The sequence below is a fragment of the Caproiciproducens puteiluti genome, assembly GCF_052442865.1.
Taxonomy (GTDB): domain Bacteria; phylum Bacillota; class Clostridia; order Oscillospirales; family Acutalibacteraceae; genus Caproiciproducens.
This window is the reverse complement of sequence record NZ_CP194790.1, coordinates 285770-307797: the sequence shown is the minus strand read 5'-3', so window position 1 is coordinate 307797 and position 22028 is coordinate 285770. Positions and strand designations below refer to the sequence as shown.

Genomic DNA, 22028 nt, shown 5'->3' with positions numbered 1-22028 from the left:
TTAAAATAATTTTCAATTTTTTTTAATTGCTGCATTTTCTGCCATCTTAATCAGTTCATCTTGGCTGATTGTTGAACTGATCATAAGACTTGTTTCATCATTCTGCCAAAGAACGAAAGTCTTATCACCGGCTGCTCTTGCAGTGAAAAGGGAAGCCTTTTGCCCATTGATTGAGATTTCTTTGTAGACAGTATGTTCAGTATCTACCATCATTTTTCCTTCCTCAGATAATGGAGCCTGATCAAAAAAAATGGATTCATTTTTTTCGTTCTGATATGTTATTCTGTACCGGGGACCAATTTCCGTTTCCTTGGTTTCTGTAAAACCGGCCGGCAAATATTGTAGATTGAAAAGACGCCCTCCAAGATTCGAGACTTGCCCCTCGGAACTGCTACTGTTCTTTTCCTGAAAATAGATATCCACATGATCCGCTTTCCAATCCAAAATGGAATTGAAGATGAAATTTCTGGATGCCTCCACACTAAACAGGCTTCCAAAAGAAATAAGGATACCCATAGCAACAAAGACTGCTACTTTTTTTGTAATTCGTGAGCTCCGTAGAAAAAGAGATTTACGAGATTGTTTTTTCGCAATTTTCAGTATCTTTTGATGAAACTCCTCTGATAATGAATATTCTTTCTTCAATTCTTCTTCGGAGGGGATTGCATCCAATGACTCCATTAGATTTTCTTCGACCGCCGCTTTGAGCATATCATTAAACAGTTTACAGTGGAGCTTAGATCTTGTCATAGCCGCTTCCCCTTTTCTGAATTTCTTCTATAAGGGCTTTCTTTGCCCTATGAAACCTAACATAAACATTATTTGGAGTAATATCAAGCATTTTTGCTATTTCATTATCTGTATATTCATAAAACAACTTTAGAGATAAGATGTCCTGATAGCTGCTTTCCAATTTGGAAAGACACGAGAGTAGAAAATTATAATTTTCTTCCGTAATTGCAAAATCAAGTGGACCATCCTCCGCTTCAGCAGTAATATCCTCAAAGTCTTCAAGAGGTACGGTATTCTCCCTCTTCTCGCCCTTGATCATGTTGTAGCAAATATTCTTCACTATTATAACAACTAAAGCCTTTGTTTTCTTACAGTTTTCGAAAGAAAAATTTTGTAGATCTTCAATAATCTTTATATATGCTTGGGTTACCGCATCTTCTGCTCGGTATTGATCCTTTAAGATGCTTTTCGCTGTGTACATCATAGTATTGTTGTAATTTTTGTAAATTTCTTCTACAAGGCTAAAGTCCGATTCATCTCGGATTGATTGCACAAAGAATAACATATGCTCTCCCTCGCTTTCTGGACTGACAGTGTTTCATTCATTAATATCATGAAATATGTGTCTTTTGGTTTTCCAAACGTCTAATTCGCTTGGACCTTTTTATAGTTCTTCATCCCCGTTCTTGAAGATTGTTGTAATTACCTCCTTATAAATTTTTACTTATTAATATAAAAAGTGTGGGGACCCCACAATGGCCCCCACACTTAATGCGTCCTTAGAAGAGTTCATTATAATAGTTTTTGTGTATATAGCGAAGAAGATGACCCGTCCCAGTAGAAACATAGAAATAATGAATTTGCCCCTACCAAGTAGCGGTTTCAAGTGTGGAAATTTTTGTAATCAATTTTCCGAATGTGAGAAAGGTGCTCTCTTTTTGTATTTGATTCCTTTTTACAATTCTTAATCGCAAGCAGAATATTTTCGAGTATCTCCGGAGTTTCAGCCTCAGCTGCAGATTTAATTTGATTTAAAATCTCAATTTCATTCATAGTAATTCTCCTTTGTTTATTTCAGGGGCTATGGGATCCCTTTTACCCCTATCAATATAACGTTCAGAGAATGTAAATTGTTGGAACAGTTTTAGATTTTTAATGAAAGAATCAAAGCCAGTGGTCTGAAACCGTGTAATTTGAAATCTTATTCATACTGAAAGTCAAATTCCTTCGCAAAACTCCTACAAATAGCTATCTACTATGAGTTGTAAGCTCTTACGAAGTTTTTTAGGGAGTAATCTGTATTTTGTAATAAGCTCTGATTCTTGTGCATTTAAGTCATATTTATCTAATTTTTCAATCTTATGGCGAATCTCAGTATGCCCAATCAAATAATCGACCGAAGTATCAAAAAAATCCGCAATCATTTTTAAAGTAGAGATATCCGGCTCATAAGCACCATTTTCATAACTATGTATGCTTTGCTGTGACAGGCCGAGAGCCTCTGCCAGTTTTTGCTGACTCAATCCAGCTTCCTCTCGAATTTTTTTCAATTTATCCATTTAATCACCTCTATTATATTTATTTTAACAAGCACCGGTTGTATTTCAAAAAAGGATCGAATGTTGTAAGTAACAAGATAATGTTGTATTATATTGTAAGAATATTGTGTTAAAACAATTAATTTTTGAATTGATAAGCACGAATGTAAAATCCATAATATAAAATGGAAACTTATTCCACCCAATTTAATGAAGATATTCAACAATATATCCGAGATATATTGATACAATATATTTATTTTTTTTAATTATGAGGGATCAGGCGCTGCATCCACTCCAATTGCTCTTTCCTGCTTATCCGTTCGAAGCAACGTTTTTCTTTCGCTAGTTCGTGAAGAACTCAATAAAGTGATGCAAAAATGATGCAACTATGGTGTATTTTGAAAAAAGAGGTGACGCTGCGATGGCTAAAATTTTAATTGTTGAAGACGAAAAACCAATTTCGGACTTAATCAATATGAGCCTTACCCAGGCCGGATATTTATGTGTGTGCGAATATAATGGCATGAATGCAGCCGATAGGATTGAGCGGGAAAGCTTTGATTTAATCCTTCTCGATATTATGCTGCCTGAAGTTGACGGTTATGAATTGATGGATTATATCCGGCCGCTTAGTATTCCGGTCATTTTTCTTACTGCAAAGTCGTCGGTTTCGGACCGGGTGAAAGGCCTGAAGCTTGGAGCTGATGATTATCTTACAAAACCTTTTGAAATTATCGAATTATTAGCAAGAGTGGAGTCTGTGTTAAGAAGGTACCATCAGAATCAGCATGTAATCAGTATTGATGGGCTCACAATAGACATAATGTCTCGCACAGTTTTGAAGGATGGAATTGCCGTTAATCTGACAAAAAAGGAATATGAACTTTTGCTTTTGTTCGTTCAGAATAAGAACATCGCATTGTTTCGGGAAACCATTTACGAAAAAATATGGGAAAATGATTCGATGGGCGACAGCAGGACCGTGGACCTTCATGTTCAGCGGCTACGCAAGAAGATCGGATGGGAAGATAAAATTATCGCTGTTTATAAGGTTGGGTATCGACTGGAGGTATAGAATGAAAATTTCCTGGAAGGTGTTTTTTAGTACGATAATTATATTTTCGATTACTTTCAGCATTGGAGGGTATGTTTTAATATCCTCTATGTTTCATTCCTCCTTGGAGCGGGAAATAACTATTGCCAGAGATGAAAATAAGATGCTCCGATATTCCTTTGAAACGGCTGCAACTACGATCCCGGGCGGAAATGGAGCGGATATACAAAATGACTTGATAGCGAGCATTGCGGAATCCATTGACGACAATACAGATGCCGGTAGTCAGTACATCAGGGTCAGTAGTTCGGACCATCGTTCGATTTATGAGAGTGGCACACTGCCAAACGATAAAAACCTTTTGAATGGGGTTACCGAGAAAAACAGGGGGTACGCCATTCTAAGAGAGTCCGGCCGGGCTTTCATCCAGACTGCTTGCACAGCCAAAGTTGGCTCAGGGATTGTTTATCTGGAGAGCTTTCGGGATATCACTTCTTTGTTTGATGAGCAGCAGGAACAATATGGCGTATATCAAAGATTAATGCTTCTGCTGATGCTTATGGATGGAATTTTCCTTTATTCCATATCCATGTGGATTGCCCATCCCATTAAGATGCTATCGAACGCAACTCGTAAAATAGCGAATGGAAAATATGATAACCGTGTCAACATCAACAGTAAAGATGAAATCGGTAAACTGGCGTCAGATTTTAATAGCATGGCAGAAAATCTGGAAAAGAAGATTTATGCTCTTGAAGATGCTGCAAGAAAACAGGAGGATTTTATCGGAAGTTTTGCCCATGAACTTAAAACGCCGTTGACTTCCATTATCGGCTACGCAGATATGCTGCGTTCCAGAAAAATGTCTCAGGAGGATAATTTGACCGCGGCCAATTATATTTTTCAGGAAGGGAAACGCCTGGAAACCCTTTCATTAAAACTAATGGATCTGATCGTGATACAAAATCAGGAATTCACTCTAAAAAAGATCAGGACTTCCCGTCTATTTAATGAGATAAGAGGCGTCATGTTTCCGATCTTAGAAGGGACTCCAATTACATTTGAAATAGCAGCGGACGAGGCTGAAATCATGGTTGAACCCGATCTGATAAAAACAATGATCATAAATTTGCTGGATAATGCCAAAAAGGCGATCACTGGAAAAGGGACAATCACATTGTCGGGGAACCGGCTGAAAGACGGCTATGTGATTACGGTTAAGGATACGGGAAAGGGAATTCCTAAAGCGGAATTGCCCAAGATCACAGAGGAATTTTATATGGTGGACAAGTCAAGGGCCAGAGCGAATGGTGGCGCCGGGCTGGGGCTCGCGATTTGTGCCAGGATTGTCAAGCTTCATAATGGGCGTATGGCTTTCGAGAGCACTCCAAATGTCGGAACAACAGTATATGTATTCTTAAAGGGAGGCCAATAATGAAAATAAAAGCAAATTACATGTTTGTTGGCCTTGCAACTATAATAATTGTGGGGGCAAGCGTTTTTCTTCCACAGATGCTTTCAAATTTTATGGATAATCAGATTATCGGGCAATCCAAATTTGAGGAACTGGAAAAAAATGAAACAGGATATAAGCGTCAGATATCGATTCTTGAAAAGCTTCTATTATTAAAAGGCAACTCGGACAGCGTCGTCCGATTGGAAGGTGCCGGTGGAGAAAAATTCAGTGAGGAAACTGTAATTCCTGCCTGTATGAAAGAGATCAAGCAGTTGCAGGAACGAAACCTGCCCCCCTCGATCGTGTTCGATAAGGATACCCAATTTTACAAGCCGGACGTATCCTTATATCAGAACCGGAACAACCCCTCTCAGAGCATGACCATCTGGTCTGTACTCTATACGAGCAACCAGGGCAGCGGAATTTTAGCTTTAGACGATGAAACAGGTAAAATACTGATGTTTACTTTTAAGGCGAAGGATCAGATGCAAATAAAAGAAAGTGCGCATGATATTGCTTCAGCATGGGGTTCGTATTTGGGGCTCACCCTGCAATCGGAAAAAGAATCAAAATATGATGCAAAAATCGGGGGACAGGACATGACCCTTGATATCAGTGCATTATATCAGTCAGATAATTCCACGGTTGAGTATCCAATCCATATGGAAACAAGTGGATGTAATTTTGGACCCTCCAATCTTATAAACTGAAGAATTTAAATTGGTAATGAAATTTCCGTTTTGAATCTGTATAAGTAGGGCTGCCGATTATGAATTTCGGCAGCCCTAATTTTTTTCTAAATTATGTGTCTATCCTCTAAAATTATGCAGTTTTGATGCAAATGCCTGATATACTTCTTCTAAAATCTTTAGTTAGATGAAATATAATGTCAAAAAAGGAACATTAAAGGTACTGTTTATGAGAAGAAAAAAGAGAAATGCCCTTCCACTTGTATGCTTAGGTCTTTTGTTGTTATTGGCGGGGTTTCTGTTCACCAGAATCAATGGCATTGATGTATTTGGGATAGACAAGAAAACGTCTGTAAGTGATGTTTCTGTTGGAAATAGAATACAGGAACCGCCTCAGGAGAAACAACAAAAAAGCGAAGAACAATGGGAACTGACCTTAGTGAACGGAACTCATCCTCTAGCTCAAGGATATCAGCCGCCTTTACAGGAAGTCGGAGATGGTTATCAGTTTGATGCAAGAGCGGCTCAATCCTTGGAGGATATGTTGGATGCTGCAAAGGCCGAAGGTTTATCACCTATTATATGCTCAGCGTATCGAACCATAGCCAAACAGACGAATTTATACAATGATGAAGTGGAGAAATGGAAAGGACAGGGCTTCGACGTGGAAGAGGCCAGTGTGAAGGCAAAGACAGAGGTGGCATATCCAGGAACCAGCGAGCACAATTTAGGACTGGCAGCAGACATCGTTTCAAGGGACTATCAAATGCTTGATGATGGTCAGGCGGAAACACCAGAGGCAAAATGGCTAAAAGAGAATTGCAGCAAATATGGTTTTATTTTACGATATCCGCCGGAGAAGTCAGACATTACCGGTGTTATCTTTGAACCATGGCATTATCGTTATGTAGGAAAAGAAGCGGCAAAAAAAATTATGGAAGAGGGAATTTGTCTTGAAGAGTATTTAGGTCGCCGGTGAATTGGACCTATTTTGCGGCTTCGAACTTAAAGAGCAACTTTCTAATAGCAAATTTTTTTGAAATGAGGAGAAATTAAATGAAAAGAAAGATTTTTATGACTGTCTTATCACTATCTCTGTGCCTTTTATCTCTGTCGGGATGCTTTCCATCCATAAATTCCGACAAGGAGGTTTCTTCTACCGGTCAAACGTCCAGCATTTCAGGGGATCAGTCGATTCCCTCCCACATTACAAAAGAGCTGGATACCAATTTAACCGTTGATGCCGATGTGAATTATGTTGCGGGTAAAACATACTCGGTTTATCACGCTGAGTATAAGAAATTTGATAAGGATTTGCTCATTCAAACATTATTGCCGTCTGATGAACAAATTGCAGATCAAAAGACATTCTTAAATGATATCTATGGTGAAGATGATACTTTGTTTATTTCTCAGAAGCAATCAAAGTTTTACCTTTCCAAAGATTTTTTTTATTTTCAAAAACCAGAATATGATGGCTACTCTACCTTCATTACTGGGGCCAACGATTATTTTCTGGAGAATATGAGCGATGTTTATCCCCATAAAAAGCTTCCCTCTCTTGACGAAGCAGCAGCAACAGAGAAAGTAAAGACAGCAATTGACGCATTGGGCCTCCCTGTAGAAACAGATTCTTTGCAGATTTATACTTTAGATGCGGAGTCTCTCAATGAACAAGCAGCAAAATTCATGACAAATGAAGAATATAAGAGTATGGACAAGACCCAAAAAACAAAATTAAAACATGACTTTGATGCTTCCGATGATGCTTATTTATTTGTTTACCATTGTCAGAACAACGGAATCCCCCTTTATTTTAATGACAATATAACATCGAGTCGAAATGGTGTTCCTTTAAAGGGCGCACGGGTCCATGCATTAGTGAATAAAAACGGTTTAGTCATGCTACAGGCATATGGTATTTTAGACGTAAAATCGGTCACTCAGGAGAATGCATCTATAGTGTCTCCCCATCAGGCACTGGATGCAGTTCAGAAAAAATATAGAAACACGATTTTAGCAAATGATGTAAAAATAACAAATATTTCTCTGTGTTATTATCCATGTGACGAAAGCAGCGAGGACCATTCCTTTGCACTGTCCCCTGTATGGGCGATTTCCGTTCAAAGTACGAAGCAGACCTCCGATGCAAAAGGGAAACAACAATCTCTGCAAACAAAAACGGTAATCGTGAACGCGACTACAGGGCAGGAAGTCCAGTAAGGAGCAGTCATATGAATATAAAAAGCAACGTTTTACGGATGGATCTTTATAGAATTGTAACCTCCGCATGGTTCTATTTTTCAATTGTTCTGGTCACTGTGCTTTGCTTCTCCTGTAACTGGACGGATATTAGTCAGGTTTTCTCTCAGGGAAATCATAATATTGATGTGACCTATATCTTCACTATTTTAATGGGGCTTGGCGAATTTAAAAATATGATTTTAATCGCAGCGGCTTTAGCCTGTGTGGGGAATTTTTGCAGCGATTGGAATCATCAGTTTATCCGTCCCGTTGTCATTCGCTGCGGAGCCCGGAAGTATTCGCATTCTAAAATTTTTTCCTGCCTGATCAGTACTTTCCTCACGGTATTTATCGGATTACTGCTTTTTGTCTTTCTATTGAGTCTGAGAATCCCGCTTCATCAGGAAGGTTCTTTCAGCAGCAGCTTGGTACTGAATAAGCCGTATGATTACCTGATCAATGGTGATTTCCCAATCCTGTATTTTATAGTTAAAATTTTTATTTTAAGCATTGCATGTGCTTTTTGGGGAATTGTCGGATTGTGTGTTACTTCCTATATTCCTAATCATTTTGTTGCGGTTGCTTCGCCATTTATCGCTTATTATCTCTTAGGTGAGTTTGGTGAATATTTGCCCAATTTTATGAATTTCAGGATGCTTGCCTACAGTTATGATGTGTTGGGTCAGGGCGTAGTAATAACAGCTGTGTATACAATCTTGTTCTTTGGCGTTTTATCTGCGCTGGCGGGGCGATTATTTACAAAAAATGTGCAAAGGAGGGTTTCAAGTGAAATGCTTTAGAAAAGTGTTTTGTGTATGCACACAAAATTACCGAAAATGGGCAACCAATTACCGCGTTTGGGTTCTGCTGATTTTATTAGCGATTTTTGTCAATAGTTATACCAAAGAGATCATCTATTTTGCAGAATCAGTACAGTACAATGTCTCCCCTTGGTTATTCCCTTTTTTGTATGGACAAAAATATATGAAATACATTTTATTTCTTGGAATACTCCTTTTATTTTGCGACGCACCGTTTCTTGATGAAGAACAGCCCTACGTTATCATGCGGAGTGGCCGCCTTTCCTGGAGTCTTGGACAGATATTCTACATTATCACTTCCTCCGCATTTTATTACATATTCATAATTGCAATCAGCATTCTGTTGAATATCAATCACATTGAATGGAACACGGATTGGGGAAAGGTCTTAGGCACTTTGGGGACTGTGAATGTAGGTGATATGGTAAGCTATAAAATCGCGGTTAGCAGCAAAATCGTTACCTTTTTCACTCCCCTGCAGGCCATGTGGTTTTCCTTTTTATTATCCTGGCTGGCAGGAATATTCTTGGGATTGCTGATCTACACTTTCAACATTATATTCGAAAATAAATTTTTAGGGATTCTATGCGGGGCCTTTTTTGTGTTTTTTGATACGGCAGTAAGGAGCCAGGCAAAGCTGGTTTGGTTTTCCCCTATATCCTGGGCAATGCTGGATAATATCAACATCGGCGAAAAAGTAGCGACGCCGAATATTCAATATGTCCTTACAATGTACACTGTTTTAATTCTATTCCTTGGCATAACTGTGATTGTTAAAAGCAAGAAACAGGCAATTGAAGTTATGCCGCCTATTTAAGAGAAGGTGTAATAATGGAAGACAATTTCATCGAAATTAATAACGTAAGCAAATCCTTTCAAGAGGCGAAGGTTCTGAAAAACATATCGGTATCTTTTAGCCGGGGTAAAATTCATGGCCTGATCGGCCGTAATGGGTCAGGAAAAACCATGTTGCTAAAATGTATTTGCGGCTTTGTAAGACCATCCTCTGGACTAATCTCCATAGATCATAAAGTCGTTGGGAAAGATATCGATGTCCCGGAAAGTATGGGGATCATTATTGAAGCGCCGGGCTTTCTACCTAATTACAACGCATACGACAATTTGCATTTACTGGCTATGATTAAAAACCAGATTAGCAAAAAGAAGATTCAGGAGGCTATCAGGCGTGTTGGATTAGATCCTGTCAGCAAAAAACGTGTCGGCAAGTATTCTTTGGGAATGAGGCAGCGTCTCGGCATCGCGCAGGCGATCATGGAAGATCCGAGTATTCTTATTTTGGATGAGCCTATGAACGGGCTTGACAACCACGGCGTGGAGGATGTTCGTAAGTTGCTGTTGGATCTGCGGGATGAGGGAAAAACTATTCTGATTGCCAGCCACAGCGCCGAAGATATTGACGTTCTGTGCGATACCGTTCATGAGATGGATGCCGGTGTGATGCAAACGGTTAGATGATTTTTCAATAAAGAAGGGCGTATTTTGGCAGAGTACAGAAGACGCAGATACAGAAAAAGAGTGCGGAGAAATCGGCTTTTTATATTGCTTGGCTGTGGATTGGTGTTGACGGCGGCGTTCGGATTTATAAACGCCATTCAAAAAAATCTTATCACGATACCACGTAGTGATCAGAGCATTCAAAAGAAGATCATTGACGTACCATATATCAGTCAGCAGGGTACTTTGGCGACAGGGTGCGAATTAGTCAGTTTCATGATGGTTTTAAAGTACTACGGCTATGACGTAACAGCGGACGAAATCGTAGCACGGACCCCTCGGTCTGATCTTACCCAGTCAAAGAATGGGCTGACCGGAGCTCATCCCTCTGATGCGTTTATTGGGGATCCACATTCACCCAATGGATTTGGTTGCTATGCGCCGGTGATAACCTTAGTTATGAATTCTTTTTTTGAAGGCGATGGAACGAAGAAAGCCGTTGATATGACAGGTACGGATCTGGAATCTCTGATACATAACGATATTGATCAGGGGATGAACTGATTAAGATGGTATAGAATGCAATAATTAAAAAAATGAAAATTATTTTAAAAAAGTGTAAGAAAATGGATACCTCAGTTGTTTATATAGTAGAAGGAAAAAAGACAATAGGTTTCTAAGCGTGAACGCATGCGTGCTTTGAAATAATTTTGAGAAAGGTGTGAATCCGGTGATCTTATAATATGGTGAAAAATCCCATGTTCTCCGTCCATTCACTTGTAAGCCATAACTTAAAATCAAGGAGGTTTAAAAATGTTAAAGTTTAAATCGAAGAAATTGGTGGCAATTTGCTGCGCAATAGCTTTAATAGTTTCCAGTGCAATTCCAGCATTTGCAGCTACCAATTCAATTACGCAATGGTTTGTTAACTTTCCTGCGTTCAGAACTGGTATCACTTGTGCTCATGGGCCCGTTGACTCCACAAGCGGAACAGATTCAACATTTGTGCAGTTGGACTATCTTGGACCTGAGCCTGGCAGCTACCAAGCCTACTTCCTAATACGCCGCTGGGATAACCATAACACGATATCAGATACAGTTTATATGACACAAGGGGATACCCATAACATCTCACTTAATCAACATTATAATAAAGGTGCTGTCCTTGAACTCTTTGGAGGAAATGATAATCCCGCATTTTCTGCAGGTGCAAACGGGTATGTGGATTTTCACTGATAAATCCGAAGCTGATTGTTGAAATTATCTCGCCCAAAAGAGCTTAAACCAAATTTAATCTGTAGTTCTGGCATTTGGTTCATAGTGATCACATTTGCTTTTTGTAGCGTAATGGGACACACTATGAACCATCTTTAAAATAATCGTAAGGAGAAATAATGTGTTCTTAAAAGAATGGAAGCGCAGTATGCGGGATATGTTCCTGCATAGGGAATTCTATTTTGCTCTTTTGACTTCAATGTTGGTTCTACTGGGCTCCTTTTTTTTGAGCCTGTTGACCTTCTATCATGTGGATTGGATATATGTTCGTCCAGCTTGGTCATACTGGGGATATCAGGCTACTTGGTTCCGATGGTCCGATCAAAAAGGAAGCATGGGAATTGCGGCCATATCCACCTATATTTATGTTTACTTTCTGCTCCCATTATTGGCTGCGTTGGCATATTCCTATGCTCATTTTGACAACTATCGTTTAGATGTCCATAAAATTTTACTGCCACGTGAGGGACGGGCAGCCTACTATCGAGCAAATGGTCTTAGCGTATTTCTCTCCGGCTTTTTAGTTGTTGCTGCTCCTCTTTTACTGCAACAGGTTGCTTTGATCATTGCGATGCCGTACTCTGTTATGCGCAACATGGGATCAACGTTAGTAGTAGATGACTATGCAACTCAATTGCTGCATATTTCGGGATTGATTAAATTCCTACAAATCGGTCATCCTTACCTATTCAACATTCTAACTTCGTTTTGCATGTCCGTAACCGCAGGGATCACTGCATTGTGTTCATATTCATTCTCTCTATACTTTCAAAGAAATAGATTTATTGCAGTTCTGCTTCTTCCTATTTTGCTGTGGCTGGTTCTGCCTATTTGCTTAGCGCGCGCTTTTCAGGATAATATTGCAAGTTATGCGTGGATTGGTATTGGTGGCGATTATATTTGGTGGCTGGTTGAAACCTCTTGCATTCTTTTAATTGATATTTTCTGCATTGAATGGAAAATTCATTATGCAAAGGATGAACTGGGATGTTAAAGCAGTTTTATAGAATAAAACTTCATTCTTTTTTTACATGGGGGCCAGTTTGTATTCTTTTCTTTACTTCGTATATTGTGGCTAAGGATGGTTTTCGGGGAATGGAAATCTACCGCATTCTTACATTCAGCACATATGTCTTGCTTCTCTTTTTCCCTTTACTTGGGATGTATTCACTTTCAAGTTTACAATTTTTTCAGAAAGAATTAGTCATATTGCGTTTCGGCAGTTTCCGAGACTCTTGGAAAAAATGTGCTATGGTTTTGTTACTTGATAGTATTATATTTGTCACTGCTTTTCACATTTCTGCTTTGATATGCTATACCTTGAAGTGGGAATTCTTTTTTTATTTTGATAACAAAGTATTTTTTTTACAATCGTTTTTATTGCAGTGTCTTACAGTTTATACTTTTGAATTATTTCTTATGACAGTTTCCACTGCAATGCGAAATTCGCTTTTTGGATTTCTGGCCGGTTACTTAACACTTTGGTCGGAAAAAATTGTTCAGGGAATACATCCAACTTGGAATACAGTTTTCTTCTTGGCAGGTATGGACTGGGACCCGTCCATGGGATTGGCCACTTTTTATATAATGTCTGGAATTGCTGTGGGACTTTTGGTATTAGTTCCTTCTTGTTTTTCGAGTCGGGATTATTTGAAGAACAGGGAGGGAAAATTGTGAGGCTGAAACATTTTTTTCGTTCTCCATGGCGCCTGTTAATCACTACTATTCTTTTTATTCTCCTAATGCTGCTGGCCAGTCAATACGGGAAGGCTCTCATTAGTGTGGAAGGCTTCTTTCTCTGGACATTCGATGTTATTGGCCCTTGGGAGCAAGTGAACATAATGTCCGTCTTACTTTTCACCGTTTCGAATCTGCTTATTTTCTTTTCAACCGGGAATTTATTTTTGGAAGATATGAAAGTTAGCTATGTGTATATCTTCCCACGCATTGGAACAAAGCGCACATGGTTGAGGCAGCAAACATTCGGCCTACTGTTGTGGATCGCTTTCTTTTGGATAGTAATATTTCTGCTTGCGTTTTGTTTTGCCGGAGCGGCTGGCCTAGAGGCGCAAGGCAGTGCTCTGTTTTATGTGGAGCAATACCTGTGCACAATGCTTTCCTCGTTCCTCCTATCATTCCTGCAGAATCTTTTATCTCTGCATACGGGCAGTTCTCAGGCGTTTATTATTACAGCATGCATTTTTGTTGGTTCCCTATTTGTGGGCATGTTCACTTATCAAACAGCTTTATGGAATGGATGGTTGTTTGCCCTATTGCCTCCGGTCGGGCAAATACTGCATTGGCATCCGGATGCGGCGATTCCGCAGGCGGTGAGGCAAACACTCGCTTCATATGCCCCTGTTCCGGGATTCGCGCTTTGGAAAAGCTTTGTGGTTTTGCTGATTTACTGGATCCTGTTATACGGCTATCTGTATCTCAAAATCGAAAAAGCCGACCTAATGGACTTAATAAAGGAGGAGAATTGAATGAATGCTATTGAAATCCATGATCTGACGAAAGTGCTCAAGCAACAGAAAGTTTTAATAGACATCAATTTAATATTGGAGCAGGGTGGAGTTTATGGCTTATACGGACAGAATGGGTCAGGGAAATCAATGCTGCTTCGTTCAATTGCTGGCTTGATTTATCCTACTAAGGGAACGGTAACCGTATTAGGGAAGCAACTCGGCAAGGATATCTCTTTTCCTCAGAAGATGGGGTTAGTAATCGAGAACGTAGGATTCTGGCCTTATTATACCGGATTTGAAAACTTAAAGACACTTGCTTCAATTCAAAACAAAATCACAGATGACGATATCCGAGAAAATATTAAGCGTGTTGGACTGAATCCCAATGACAAGCGTACCTACCACAAATACTCACTGGGTATGAAACGACGATTGGGTATCGCACAGGCAGTTATGGAAAAACCTGATCTTATCCTTTTAGATGAACCGACTAATGCGCTGGATGACGACGGGATCGATCTGGTACGGCAAATTGTTCGCGAAGAAAATGAGCGTGGCGCGACAATCATTCTGGCGAGTCATAACAAGGAGGATCTGACGCTTCTATGCAGCCGCTTTTATAAAATGTCAGATGGTCGTCTGAAGGAAGGAGAGGCGCCTAAATGAAAAAACGCTGGTATTGCATCCCTGCCGTCTTAGCTTTAGTCTGTCTGGTTCTGGCGGGAGTTGTCCGTGTTTCTTATCAAAATGCAGGAGAAAGCATTTACAATTACGGGTTTGAAACAGGGAATACATTTGATGTGGTTTTTCAAGAATTTTCTGTAACAGATGTGAATCAAATGCCTGATAAGCTAATAGAGAACTCTGACATTATTATAAGGGCAAAATACAGTGGAAATCGTTTTGTTACTGGGGAAGGGTTTTATTCACCGGTTACAGTTGAAGAGGTTTATAAAGGTGATTCTGAATTCAACGGAAAACAGCTTTATATTCTGGAAGCTGTTGATACGTACACATATACACGTTATGTGAACACCATTAGCAAAGCATACCTGCCTCTACAGAAAAACAGTGAATATGTTCTTTTACTCAAAAAGGTACAATTTGATCCAGAGCGAAAACTGACTGATTTTGAAAACAGTCAGTATTATCCAATTACACAGACAGCAGCGGGTGCATATCGCCTTTCCAACCAAAAACAAACCAAAGTATTCAGTTGGGCCAAAAATCCGGAATCAATGAACTCGCTTGCAGGATACGATATACCTGTTGAGGATAAAAAGCAGTTAGATATTTATTATCAGCTAAAAAGTGGTGTATTGGGGGAGCTTGGAATACCGCTAACATCATCATAGATTCGTTCAGGACCTTCCTTTTTTATCTTAAGATAAATTCTCATACTTAAAATTATTAAAAAAATGCAAAGCCCCCTTGAAAAGCGGTAGACTCGGCCAATTTCTTATCTTCTCAATACCTTTGATTTTAATAGATTATTACTGTTGTAAATCGGATTTGCTTACCTTAATACCCATAAAAAGTGAGGGCGCAAAGCAGCGGTCTAAAGGCAGTAACACCGGATTCAAACTTATATTATGAAGCCAGGAACTGTTGCTTCCTGGCTTCTGACTTTGTTTAGGGTGTATTGGTAATCATGAAAAATATAAAATCAGCGAGGGAGGTGTTTTTATTGTTAACGGATAAGGAAATAAAATCAATCTTGGAGCTCTGTCTTATTGACCCACGGAACCCCAAGATTCCTCGGGAATGGCTTTGCAGAGAGCTGGACCGCATCATCCACAATGAAATATACAGAACAGATAATGAAATAGACTGCGATATCATCAACACTTGCATAATGCTTATGAACAGAATTACGCACCGAAAGTCTTCTGGAGCATACAGCGAAGAAACAACTGCTACACTGAACAAAATATATGAAAAAGTTAAGGCAAATCAGATCAACAGAAAATAGTAAGAGATTAGATGCTTTCTTTCCATGAAATTATTAACTTAAAAACTGTAAGAAAACAAAGGCTTTAGTTGTTAGTGAGGGATATCTGCTACGATATGTTAAAGGTGAAAAACAATTATGTTGGCCAACGAGATGTCAGTATTGGTATTTAATGTTCTGTCGGAGATGTTCTGCCAGAGCCTGCTGGACCCTCTGGCGGAAGTGCTGTAAGCGCAACTGTAGGGCCTTGTACTCCAAAAAAAGGCTTGAAAGAGAGGTGTCGTTTTGGTAAGCCAGATAATCAATCTTTTTAAAACGCAGAATTATAAAAGAAAAGAGAGTCACAAGGGCAAAACCGCTGAAAGGCGGCGACGCAAAGCCGCAAGATCTAAAATGTTGGTTTTACAACATGACGATAGCCTGGCTGCCGGAAGTTACGCGTAAAGCCTGCCCTTTTTATGTGGGCAGGCTTTTGCAATATATATGACTTTTGACGGATAATTCTGGGGTATCAGATACTTGGCTTTTGCCATGCTCTAAAGGAAAAAGGAGTCCCCCATATGATTACCTGTTTCCAGCTTTTGGGGAGGTTGAAATAAGGAAGAGGCACTTCGTACATACGAAGCTTCTCAACCAATTCAATATAAAAAAACAGCACTTTGCCTACTTGGGCAAAGTGCTGTTTTTTTATTGCCGACAAGAAAGTTGTTACTCCGATCGTTAAAGACACATATCGAGCTATGCCTTTCCCATTGCTGTAAAAAATCGTCGAAACCGACACATTGTCGATCCCCCCCCCCCTCCAAATTTTGAATTCCTTAAAAAAATTCAGAATTTGGAGGAAAAACATGAAACGATATAATAATGGCATTGGGGAATCCAATGTCTTGCAAAATCAATTTACAGCCTATCTCGTAACAGCAGTACATAGAAAAAAAATACAGTATTTACGGGCTAAATTCAGGCGATTGAGTAATGAAATGCCTTTGGATAACCAGGAAATTCGAGAAGAACTTCAACCCGAGCAGGATATAATATCTCAATCGCCACTCTTGGAGCAACTTGAAAACAAAGAACTTCATCAGGCGCTTGAACAACTCAAGAAGCGGGACTTCCGAATCTTGATCATGAAGATATCAGATGAGCGTTCCTTTGAGGAGATTGCTAACGAAACCGGAATCGGCTATAAAACTGTAACTTCTATTTACTACAGACTGATTCGAAAACTACGCGACGAATTAGGAGGTAAAAAGGAATGAATTTTAAAGAGTTGCTGCTTCTGGCAAAGGATAATGAAGACTTTGCCAGAAAAAACCTGATAGAGATGTACAAGCCCCTGCTTCTCAAAGAATCTACCGTGGACGGTGTTTTTGATGAGGATTTGTATCAAGAGCTATGCATGGTTTTTATGCATTGTATTGAAGTAATTAGGATCTAAAGTAAGAGGAAAGGAGCCATGATTTTCGGAGCCTCGGAATGCCAAAGAAGCGCCCGGTTTGCTTGAAGTAAAGCAAACCGGGTTAGGCGTTTCCTCATATATTCTATTGAGTTGTAACACAAGATATTCTGAAAGTCCTGCGACGGTCTACCTGATTAATTTGGAATGGGATATCAAAACATCTGGAGTTGTACATCTCTTTTTCTTCACTATGTACAGACTTCCAGTTGCAGCGGATGAACGGAGCCGTATTTCTTTAAATCGTACAATTTCATATAAAGCTCCTTTCTATGAATATAGTCTTAACTTTCTGCAGATGTGTTTTCATCATTATCAAGGATGCCACGACGCTTTTTGATTTCTGCTATTTTTTGCTTCCATTCAAGTTGAGCCTGCTCCGCACGTTTCCGTTCCGCTTCCTGCTGTTCCGGAGAAAGTGCGGAAAACTGCCACTCTTGTTGATCCTCAAAGATATCTCTGATCACACGCCGGACAATTTTTTCTGCAATTTCGACTACAGTGGGAGGATGATTTTCCAGGGCCTCACTCCCTGCACGAAAAAGTTCAAGGTAATGGTCATACTGGCGTTCCGTCAGAAAGCCGTAGCCGTAATCATCCTGTATTTCAATTTCACTTCGATACGCCATGACCTGCTCGAACTCCGTCTGCCGTTTGGCCTTTTCCCGTGCGACCTTGCGCTCCAGTTTTGCGGCCAAGTGTTCTAATTCCCGAATTACCTTTTTGCAGGCTTCGGCTTCCAGCAGATAGCCTTCTGCGTCCGGCCTTAGATATTTTCGACCCATCCAGTAACACCTCCATGCAAATTCAGGATACTCTGCTAACCGCGCCGAAAGCAGCGGCATTTTTCGCAGACTCCGATGTGAGCCACCCGAAAGCCTTTAAACGAGCGAATTTTGTTTGGGCAGGTAGAATAGACTTTCGACCGCCCTTTATGCCTGTCGCTGTGCAGATGTTTTTGATACGGAAGGGCTTGTTTTTCAGCGTTCTGTATGCTTTTTCTATTCATACTGATCCTACCCCTTTTCATTGCAGGGCGGCGCAGAAAGCCCCGCGGCAATCATCTTGGCAGCGGTGCGAAAACCTGTTTCAAAAGCCTGCTCAAGCTCAAAACTGGTTCGAATATCTATTGAGCGTCGGTATTCCTCCACCTGTTCCCAAGCTTCCGGAGCGAGCAGCTTTTTGAGGCGTTTCTGGCTCTCCATCACCGGATTATTGTATTCCCGCAGCTGAGCGGCATCCTGTTGCATGTCCGGCTCAAAATTGCCGTAATACAGCTTTTTGAGGAAATCTGGCGGAACATCGGCAGGAAGGCGGACCGAAAACTTTGCCTTAGCCTGCGTTATGGCGGTGGTCAGCTCTTTCAAGGTCGAGATCAGCTGTGGAAGTTGGTACTCATAAAAAGTGTGACCGGCTCTGGTCTCATAAAAATTCATTCTCTTTGCCTCCTTCTTTTATAAAATAGAGCTGTAGAGGAAAAATCATCACTCCGCAGCCCCTGAAATTATATTCTTTCGGGTAGTCTTGGATAGTGTGTATAGAACCCGCAGTTGGCTGCGTTTGGCAGCAATCTTAGCCTTTTCGGAGCTTATGCCGCTCTATGGATCTGCAGCAGTAATACCTGCATATCGGTCATCTCAAAATCACCTTTTGCCGGAGCAATGAAATGATGCCGGTACTGTTGGAGCCAGTCACGGAATTCAACATACTCCTTTTTATCAGACTGCCTGACCCGCACACTGCATACGGCGGCCAGTGTCCCACCGGGATTCAGAAACTGGAACGCATGCTGGATATGATGGCATTCCTCGCTGAATGGTGGATTCATCAGTACCGCATCATATACGGGCTGTGGTTCCAACTCAAAAAGATCGGGCCCTATGATCCGATACCCTTTTAATCCCAGCACTTCCCGGAAGTCAGGGACAATTTCAACGCAGTCCACATGGGGCGTAATTTTCTTAGCTTCATCCGCAATGCTGCCGATGGCAGCTTCAGGCTCCAGCACATGACTGGTTTCATTCACCGACGCCAACTGCAAAAGTTGTGATGCCAATGGGACCGGTGTAAACTGGATATCGCCTTTTGATGAAGTCGGGCTTGAAAGGACAGCTCCCGGATACGTTTGGCGTTCAAGTCGGGCGGAATTATTGCTTTGCACATCAGGCCATCATAATAATCGATGGCCTGAACCATGGCCTCTGTATCCTTGATGCCGGCTTTCAGCAGACGTACCGCCGCCGTACTGTCCTTTGACGGAAATTGGAGCCGGGAGTGGCTGTGGGGATGTTCTTTGGCATATACGGCAGATGCAGAGTACGAGCGCATATTCTCATAAAATGCACCGGTGATCAGAGCCTTCTCCAACTGAGTTAATTCACGGCAGGCGGCCTCTTCTCCGAGATATTCCAACATCTGCTTCTGAGCACTATACCTTTCGACGATGCGGTCCCGGTAGAGCTGTTCCTGCTGCCGTTTCCATGTGTTAGTTTTGTAGTCTCCGCTTAATCTTGTGATTTTCTTCTCCAGACTTGCGATCTGATTCACGATTTTCATACTGATGTTGTTCATAGGCGTATCCCTTCAAATCAATCAGATTTGCAGGCAGATGATGTGTCCGCCTTGTTCATTTAGATGTTGATGCGGGCGGGGTGAAATAGGGTTCGTACCGATAGCCGCTCTCGCAAAGGAAAAAATAATTTGGAAGCAGGCCATCGTCAATTTCAACGATCCCGTGCCTTGGTACATTAACCCCTAAAAGCTTTGGCCCTGCGTCAAGGCCACACTGTGCCCAAAACTCCTTTGCGGACAACTCAGTTGTTGTTTGGGCGATAACTTCGTATCGATGCGCTTCAGGGGGCAGTTCCTTTTTCAGCGTTAGGCAAAGATCTTCAAACATGAACCAGTCATCGCCACTTTTGAAATCAAAAACACGGACCTTATGCGGAAAGATCCGTTTTGGACACCAGTCGGGGGCCTTTATCACAGGATCCCTTTTTTTGAACATTCGAGCCCGTTTGCTGCCGATGCAGTACCGTTCAAATTCATGGAGCATAACGCCGTATTTTTTTTGCGGAAGGCCGGAGTGGCGATAATTGGCCTCGCAGGAAGAACAGTTCGGTTCTCTGATTCTAATTTCAGCCATCGGTACCCTCCTCATCCATGAGCAGGGAGGTTATGACTTCGATGCGGACAAAGCATGCCGCAGCATATCCTTCCTGATAAGCGTACCAGACGGTATCATTCCATTCTTCCGTATCGTATCGCGCCGTATCCAGCGTTTCTTTTTCCTCATCAATCAGTCGGGCCAGTTCCGCTTGGGCCCCTTGAAATGAAAAATAGCTTCCGGCAGGAGTAGGGTCCTGAAAACATCCCTGATCGGCATCGGCGCTGGTTGTAACTACGGTATAAATCTCTCTGGGTTTAGGCACTTTTATCCCGCCTTTCTTCTACGGCATCGGCAAGAGGACTGATACGCCACTCTTCCGGATGCCGCTGCTTATCTTTGATTTTGTTCAACAGCTTCTCATTGGCGCATATAGCAAGCTGTTTCCAGCGGTACTGCGGGCAGCATTCCGTGCCCTGAAAAACCAACCGTTCCAAAGCATACATGGCAGCTCCTTTCCACCAAAATCACCGCCCGTTTATCAACTCCCGCAGCTCCTTTATCAAACTGTCAAGGTTGCGGTCGTACTGGGGCAGAAATGATTTTTCTAAATCGTAATTTGAATAGAGGTAGTACAAAATCGGGAATAGAGCCTGACTCAGCCGGCTGCTGCTGAGCTGACGCAGGCAACGTCCGATATCCCGGGCAAAATCGTACTCCCGCTTTACAAATTCTTTATCTTCCCGCTTAAAGTTCTGATACATCCAGTCGTTGACCAGGACCCGGCCATCGGCAAAATGGTGCGGCGCCTCGGTGCAGAGCAGATATTCAAAATCCCTGCCTTTTGTTCCGGGGCTCACAGTAAACGGATAAAGCCTGCACACGCGCGGCCGGGCTTCATACACGCTACACCCGCCATCCTTTAGAAAAATGCAGGCGTCTTCCGAACCGGCGACCTGCAGCACGAAGATCGGATATCCCTCCGCCAGCGGAACAGGCGTTGCATATCGGTCGAGCACGTCGTCCATGCCAGTGACATCATCCCCGCGCTTTTTCAAAAATTTTGCCAGCCGGAAAGCATCCAGGCTTTCCAGCATGACCTTTTGTTCCAAGTGGCGGCAGCACGCGCCGCATCTTTGGCAGTGGAACGTAACCCAGTCCTTTGTGCGGACGGGTCGGACCTGATATCCTTCAAAATTCATCTTAATCCCTCTTTTGCTTCCGATTCCGAGTCAGGCTTTCTTTCTACATTTTTCAGCAAAGCTTCATAACGCTTTCCGTTATCACAGCAGATTACCACAACGCCACGGGATTTTACGGTCTTTATCACAGTCCCACACACATTGCGAAACCCGGGGTGAAGCACTTTTTCCGTGAGGCGAACCCTATCACCCGTACTAAAAATTATCATGACATTCACTCCCTTTTAAGTTTTGCGATAAAAGGCCATGACAAGCATATCTCCTGCCATGGCCTTCCAACTCGTAGAGCTCCAGGTCCTTTCGGCACCTGTTTTACCGACTCACTTTAAGGTCTCTACGCGGCCGTTTCCAAAGCGAGCGGATTCATACCCGCCAACGGAAAAGGGCCCAGCGTCAGAGTGTAGTGGGTATGCAGCGTCTCAAAGCTGATTTGCTTTATCGTTTGTTCATGGACAGCTACTACCCTGGACGTATGGATCACCTGACCACCCGAGAACACGACGGCCCCTCTGCCTACTGTGATCGGATACAACAGCGTTCCGGTCAGATGGACATTCTTTTTTTCTTCCTTCATTCGT

31 protein-coding genes and 1 riboswitch are annotated in these 22028 nt (G+C 41.6%); of the genes, 17 read left to right on the top strand and 14 right to left on the bottom strand.

Annotation, left to right across the window (positions count from 1 at the left end; all coding sequences use genetic code 11):
* Positions 1 to 12 precede the first annotated feature (12 nt).
* From ACRQU7_RS01510 to ACRQU7_RS01495, 4 genes are all read right to left on the bottom strand, one after another.
* The gene (locus ACRQU7_RS01510) at positions 13 to 750 is read right to left on the bottom strand and encodes a DUF4367 domain-containing protein (protein WP_444643202.1); all 738 of its coding nucleotides are present in this window, start codon (positions 748 to 750) and stop codon (positions 13 to 15) included.
* Positions 737 to 1297, bottom strand: coding sequence for an RNA polymerase sigma factor (locus tag ACRQU7_RS01505; RefSeq protein WP_444643200.1), 561 nt, complete (start codon positions 1295 to 1297; stop codon positions 737 to 739). Before ACRQU7_RS01505 ends, ACRQU7_RS01510 begins: the two co-directional genes overlap by 14 nt.
* A gap of 317 nt (positions 1298 to 1614) precedes the next feature.
* A complete protein-coding gene (locus ACRQU7_RS01500) occupies positions 1615 to 1785 on the bottom strand; it encodes a hypothetical protein (protein ID WP_326975300.1) in 171 nt (56 codons plus the stop codon).
* A 185-nt stretch (positions 1786 to 1970) separates the two neighbouring features.
* Positions 1971 to 2291 (bottom strand): helix-turn-helix domain-containing protein, encoded by a 321-nt coding sequence (locus ACRQU7_RS01495; RefSeq protein ID WP_444643198.1) that lies wholly within the window; start codon positions 2289 to 2291, stop codon positions 1971 to 1973.
* A gap of 403 nt (positions 2292 to 2694) precedes the next feature.
* Between ACRQU7_RS01495 and ACRQU7_RS01490 the strand changes: the two genes are divergently transcribed.
* From ACRQU7_RS01490 to ACRQU7_RS01420, 15 genes are all read left to right on the top strand, one after another.
* Positions 2695 to 3348 carry a response regulator transcription factor gene (locus tag ACRQU7_RS01490; RefSeq protein ID WP_444643196.1) on the top strand — a complete coding sequence of 218 codons (654 nt, stop codon included), beginning with the start codon at positions 2695 to 2697 and terminating at the stop codon, positions 3346 to 3348.
* A gap of 1 nt (position 3349) precedes the next feature.
* A complete protein-coding gene (locus ACRQU7_RS01485; protein ID WP_326975302.1) occupies positions 3350 to 4762 on the top strand; it encodes a HAMP domain-containing sensor histidine kinase in 1413 nt (470 codons plus the stop codon).
* Entirely contained in the window at positions 4762 to 5493 is a 732-nt protein-coding gene (locus ACRQU7_RS01480) for a hypothetical protein (RefSeq protein ID WP_444643193.1), read from the top strand. The genes ACRQU7_RS01485 and ACRQU7_RS01480 overlap by 1 nt, the downstream gene beginning before the upstream one ends.
* Positions 5494 to 5701: 208 nt before the next feature.
* Positions 5702 to 6451 carry a M15 family metallopeptidase gene (locus tag ACRQU7_RS01475; RefSeq protein WP_444643191.1) on the top strand — a complete coding sequence of 250 codons (750 nt, stop codon included), beginning with the start codon at positions 5702 to 5704 and terminating at the stop codon, positions 6449 to 6451.
* Positions 6452 to 6528: 77 nt separating this feature from the next.
* On the top strand, positions 6529 to 7695 hold the full coding sequence (locus ACRQU7_RS01470; protein ID WP_444643189.1) for a hypothetical protein: 1167 nt from the start codon (positions 6529 to 6531) through the stop codon (positions 7693 to 7695).
* A gap of 11 nt (positions 7696 to 7706) precedes the next feature.
* Positions 7707 to 8516 (top strand): hypothetical protein, encoded by an 810-nt coding sequence (locus ACRQU7_RS01465; RefSeq protein WP_444643187.1) that lies wholly within the window; start codon positions 7707 to 7709, stop codon positions 8514 to 8516.
* Positions 8503 to 9354 (top strand): hypothetical protein, encoded by an 852-nt coding sequence (locus ACRQU7_RS01460; RefSeq protein ID WP_326975307.1) that lies wholly within the window; start codon positions 8503 to 8505, stop codon positions 9352 to 9354. The genes ACRQU7_RS01465 and ACRQU7_RS01460 overlap by 14 nt, the downstream gene beginning before the upstream one ends.
* 14 nt (positions 9355 to 9368) lie before the next feature.
* Positions 9369 to 10013 (top strand): ATP-binding cassette domain-containing protein, encoded by a 645-nt coding sequence (locus ACRQU7_RS01455; protein ID WP_444643185.1) that lies wholly within the window; start codon positions 9369 to 9371, stop codon positions 10011 to 10013.
* Positions 10014 to 10037: 24 nt separating this feature from the next.
* Positions 10038 to 10556 (top strand): C39 family peptidase, encoded by a 519-nt coding sequence (locus tag ACRQU7_RS01450; protein ID WP_444643183.1) that lies wholly within the window; start codon positions 10038 to 10040, stop codon positions 10554 to 10556.
* 249 nt (positions 10557 to 10805) lie between these two features.
* The gene (locus ACRQU7_RS01445) at positions 10806 to 11228 is read left to right on the top strand and encodes a hypothetical protein (protein WP_326975309.1); all 423 of its coding nucleotides are present in this window, start codon (positions 10806 to 10808) and stop codon (positions 11226 to 11228) included.
* Positions 11229 to 11388: 160 nt separating this feature from the next.
* Positions 11389 to 12261, top strand: coding sequence for a hypothetical protein (locus ACRQU7_RS01440; protein ID WP_326975310.1), 873 nt, complete (start codon positions 11389 to 11391; stop codon positions 12259 to 12261).
* Positions 12255 to 12944 (top strand): hypothetical protein, encoded by a 690-nt coding sequence (locus ACRQU7_RS01435; RefSeq protein ID WP_444643180.1) that lies wholly within the window; start codon positions 12255 to 12257, stop codon positions 12942 to 12944. Before ACRQU7_RS01440 ends, ACRQU7_RS01435 begins: the two co-directional genes overlap by 7 nt.
* The gene (locus tag ACRQU7_RS01430) at positions 12941 to 13753 is read left to right on the top strand and encodes a hypothetical protein (protein ID WP_326975312.1); all 813 of its coding nucleotides are present in this window, start codon (positions 12941 to 12943) and stop codon (positions 13751 to 13753) included. The genes ACRQU7_RS01435 and ACRQU7_RS01430 overlap by 4 nt, the downstream gene beginning before the upstream one ends.
* Positions 13754 to 14401 carry an ABC transporter ATP-binding protein gene (locus ACRQU7_RS01425; protein WP_326975313.1) on the top strand — a complete coding sequence of 216 codons (648 nt, stop codon included), beginning with the start codon at positions 13754 to 13756 and terminating at the stop codon, positions 14399 to 14401.
* Positions 14398 to 15090 (top strand): hypothetical protein, encoded by a 693-nt coding sequence (locus tag ACRQU7_RS01420; RefSeq protein WP_444643178.1) that lies wholly within the window; start codon positions 14398 to 14400, stop codon positions 15088 to 15090. The genes ACRQU7_RS01425 and ACRQU7_RS01420 overlap by 4 nt, the downstream gene beginning before the upstream one ends.
* Before the next feature lie 934 nt (positions 15091 to 16024).
* Positions 16025 to 16118, top strand: a riboswitch (cyclic di-GMP riboswitch).
* Positions 16119 to 16197: 79 nt separating this feature from the next.
* On the opposite strand, the gene ACRQU7_RS01415 is transcribed toward ACRQU7_RS01420, so the two are convergent.
* Positions 16198 to 16467 carry a hypothetical protein gene (locus tag ACRQU7_RS01415; RefSeq protein WP_444643176.1) on the bottom strand — a complete coding sequence of 90 codons (270 nt, stop codon included), beginning with the start codon at positions 16465 to 16467 and terminating at the stop codon, positions 16198 to 16200.
* Between the two features lie 67 nt (positions 16468 to 16534).
* Here ACRQU7_RS01415 and ACRQU7_RS01410 point away from each other — a divergent pair, with 67 nt between their 5' ends.
* Together ACRQU7_RS01410 and ACRQU7_RS01405 are read left to right on the top strand one after the other, a co-directional pair.
* Positions 16535 to 16945, top strand: coding sequence for a sigma-70 family RNA polymerase sigma factor (locus ACRQU7_RS01410; RefSeq protein ID WP_444643174.1), 411 nt, complete (start codon positions 16535 to 16537; stop codon positions 16943 to 16945).
* Entirely contained in the window at positions 16942 to 17124 is a 183-nt protein-coding gene (locus ACRQU7_RS01405) for a helix-turn-helix domain-containing protein (protein ID WP_444643172.1), read from the top strand. The genes ACRQU7_RS01410 and ACRQU7_RS01405 overlap by 4 nt, the downstream gene beginning before the upstream one ends.
* Before the next feature lie 302 nt (positions 17125 to 17426).
* Here the strand turns inward: ACRQU7_RS01405 and ACRQU7_RS01400 are convergent, their stop codons facing one another.
* The 9 genes from ACRQU7_RS01400 to ACRQU7_RS01360 form a co-directional block, all read right to left on the bottom strand.
* The gene (locus tag ACRQU7_RS01400; RefSeq protein WP_444643170.1) at positions 17427 to 17927 is read right to left on the bottom strand and encodes an adenylosuccinate lyase; all 501 of its coding nucleotides are present in this window, start codon (positions 17925 to 17927) and stop codon (positions 17427 to 17429) included.
* 231 nt (positions 17928 to 18158) lie between these two features.
* On the bottom strand, positions 18159 to 18578 hold the full coding sequence (locus ACRQU7_RS01395) for a DUF6809 family protein (protein WP_444643168.1): 420 nt from the start codon (positions 18576 to 18578) through the stop codon (positions 18159 to 18161).
* A 152-nt stretch (positions 18579 to 18730) separates the two neighbouring features.
* Entirely contained in the window at positions 18731 to 19168 is a 438-nt protein-coding gene (locus tag ACRQU7_RS01390; protein ID WP_444643166.1) for a hypothetical protein, read from the bottom strand.
* Positions 19165 to 19713, bottom strand: a complete 549-nt coding sequence (locus tag ACRQU7_RS01385; RefSeq protein ID WP_444643164.1) for a hypothetical protein — start codon at positions 19711 to 19713, stop codon at positions 19165 to 19167. The genes ACRQU7_RS01390 and ACRQU7_RS01385 overlap by 4 nt, the downstream gene beginning before the upstream one ends.
* 55 nt (positions 19714 to 19768) lie before the next feature.
* Positions 19769 to 20287, bottom strand: a complete 519-nt coding sequence (locus tag ACRQU7_RS01380; RefSeq protein ID WP_444643162.1) for a hypothetical protein — start codon at positions 20285 to 20287, stop codon at positions 19769 to 19771.
* On the bottom strand, positions 20280 to 20573 hold the full coding sequence (locus ACRQU7_RS01375) for a hypothetical protein (RefSeq protein ID WP_444643160.1): 294 nt from the start codon (positions 20571 to 20573) through the stop codon (positions 20280 to 20282). Before ACRQU7_RS01375 ends, ACRQU7_RS01380 begins: the two co-directional genes overlap by 8 nt.
* Positions 20566 to 20745: a hypothetical protein gene (locus ACRQU7_RS01370; RefSeq protein WP_444643158.1), complete on the bottom strand. Its 180-nt coding sequence runs from the start codon at positions 20743 to 20745 to the stop codon at positions 20566 to 20568. The genes ACRQU7_RS01375 and ACRQU7_RS01370 overlap by 8 nt, the downstream gene beginning before the upstream one ends.
* A gap of 30 nt (positions 20746 to 20775) precedes the next feature.
* Positions 20776 to 21450 carry a YkgJ family cysteine cluster protein gene (locus ACRQU7_RS01365; protein ID WP_444643156.1) on the bottom strand — a complete coding sequence of 225 codons (675 nt, stop codon included), beginning with the start codon at positions 21448 to 21450 and terminating at the stop codon, positions 20776 to 20778.
* A 334-nt stretch (positions 21451 to 21784) separates the two neighbouring features.
* The gene (locus ACRQU7_RS01360; RefSeq protein WP_326975330.1) at positions 21785 to 22024 is read right to left on the bottom strand and encodes a hypothetical protein; all 240 of its coding nucleotides are present in this window, start codon (positions 22022 to 22024) and stop codon (positions 21785 to 21787) included.
* Between the last annotated feature and the right edge of the window lie 4 nt (positions 22025 to 22028).

Coding starts and splice junctions, on each gene's coding strand:
- ACRQU7_RS01420 (WP_444643178.1), top strand. CDS start 14,398: ATGAAAAAACGCTGGTATTGCATCCCTGCCGTCTTAGCTTTAGTCTGT.
- ACRQU7_RS01510 (WP_444643202.1), bottom strand. CDS start 750: ATGACAAGATCTAAGCTCCACTGTAAACTGTTTAATGATATGCTCAAA.
- ACRQU7_RS01380 (WP_444643162.1), bottom strand. CDS start 20,287: ATGGCTGAAATTAGAATCAGAGAACCGAACTGTTCTTCCTGCGAGGCC.
- ACRQU7_RS01505 (WP_444643200.1), bottom strand. CDS start 1,297: ATGTTATTCTTTGTGCAATCAATCCGAGATGAATCGGACTTTAGCCTT.
- ACRQU7_RS01470 (WP_444643189.1), top strand. CDS start 6,529: ATGAAAAGAAAGATTTTTATGACTGTCTTATCACTATCTCTGTGCCTT.
- ACRQU7_RS01490 (WP_444643196.1), top strand. CDS start 2,695: ATGGCTAAAATTTTAATTGTTGAAGACGAAAAACCAATTTCGGACTTA.
- ACRQU7_RS01360 (WP_326975330.1), bottom strand. CDS start 22,024: ATGAAGGAAGAAAAAAAGAATGTCCATCTGACCGGAACGCTGTTGTAT.
- ACRQU7_RS01400 (WP_444643170.1), bottom strand. CDS start 17,927: ATGGGTCGAAAATATCTAAGGCCGGACGCAGAAGGCTATCTGCTGGAA.
- ACRQU7_RS01485 (WP_326975302.1), top strand. CDS start 3,350: ATGAAAATTTCCTGGAAGGTGTTTTTTAGTACGATAATTATATTTTCG.
- ACRQU7_RS01435 (WP_444643180.1), top strand. CDS start 12,255: ATGTTAAAGCAGTTTTATAGAATAAAACTTCATTCTTTTTTTACATGG.
- ACRQU7_RS01395 (WP_444643168.1), bottom strand. CDS start 18,578: ATGAATTTTTATGAGACCAGAGCCGGTCACACTTTTTATGAGTACCAA.
- ACRQU7_RS01495 (WP_444643198.1), bottom strand. CDS start 2,291: ATGGATAAATTGAAAAAAATTCGAGAGGAAGCTGGATTGAGTCAGCAA.
- ACRQU7_RS01475 (WP_444643191.1), top strand. CDS start 5,702: ATGAGAAGAAAAAAGAGAAATGCCCTTCCACTTGTATGCTTAGGTCTT.
- ACRQU7_RS01410 (WP_444643174.1), top strand. CDS start 16,535: ATGAAACGATATAATAATGGCATTGGGGAATCCAATGTCTTGCAAAAT.
- ACRQU7_RS01480 (WP_444643193.1), top strand. CDS start 4,762: ATGAAAATAAAAGCAAATTACATGTTTGTTGGCCTTGCAACTATAATA.
- ACRQU7_RS01445 (WP_326975309.1), top strand. CDS start 10,806: ATGTTAAAGTTTAAATCGAAGAAATTGGTGGCAATTTGCTGCGCAATA.
- ACRQU7_RS01500 (WP_326975300.1), bottom strand. CDS start 1,785: ATGAATGAAATTGAGATTTTAAATCAAATTAAATCTGCAGCTGAGGCT.
- ACRQU7_RS01455 (WP_444643185.1), top strand. CDS start 9,369: ATGGAAGACAATTTCATCGAAATTAATAACGTAAGCAAATCCTTTCAA.
- ACRQU7_RS01365 (WP_444643156.1), bottom strand. CDS start 21,450: ATGAATTTTGAAGGATATCAGGTCCGACCCGTCCGCACAAAGGACTGG.
- ACRQU7_RS01385 (WP_444643164.1), bottom strand. CDS start 19,713: ATGAACAACATCAGTATGAAAATCGTGAATCAGATCGCAAGTCTGGAG.
- ACRQU7_RS01425 (WP_326975313.1), top strand. CDS start 13,754: ATGAATGCTATTGAAATCCATGATCTGACGAAAGTGCTCAAGCAACAG.
- ACRQU7_RS01465 (WP_444643187.1), top strand. CDS start 7,707: ATGAATATAAAAAGCAACGTTTTACGGATGGATCTTTATAGAATTGTA.
- ACRQU7_RS01405 (WP_444643172.1), top strand. CDS start 16,942: ATGAATTTTAAAGAGTTGCTGCTTCTGGCAAAGGATAATGAAGACTTT.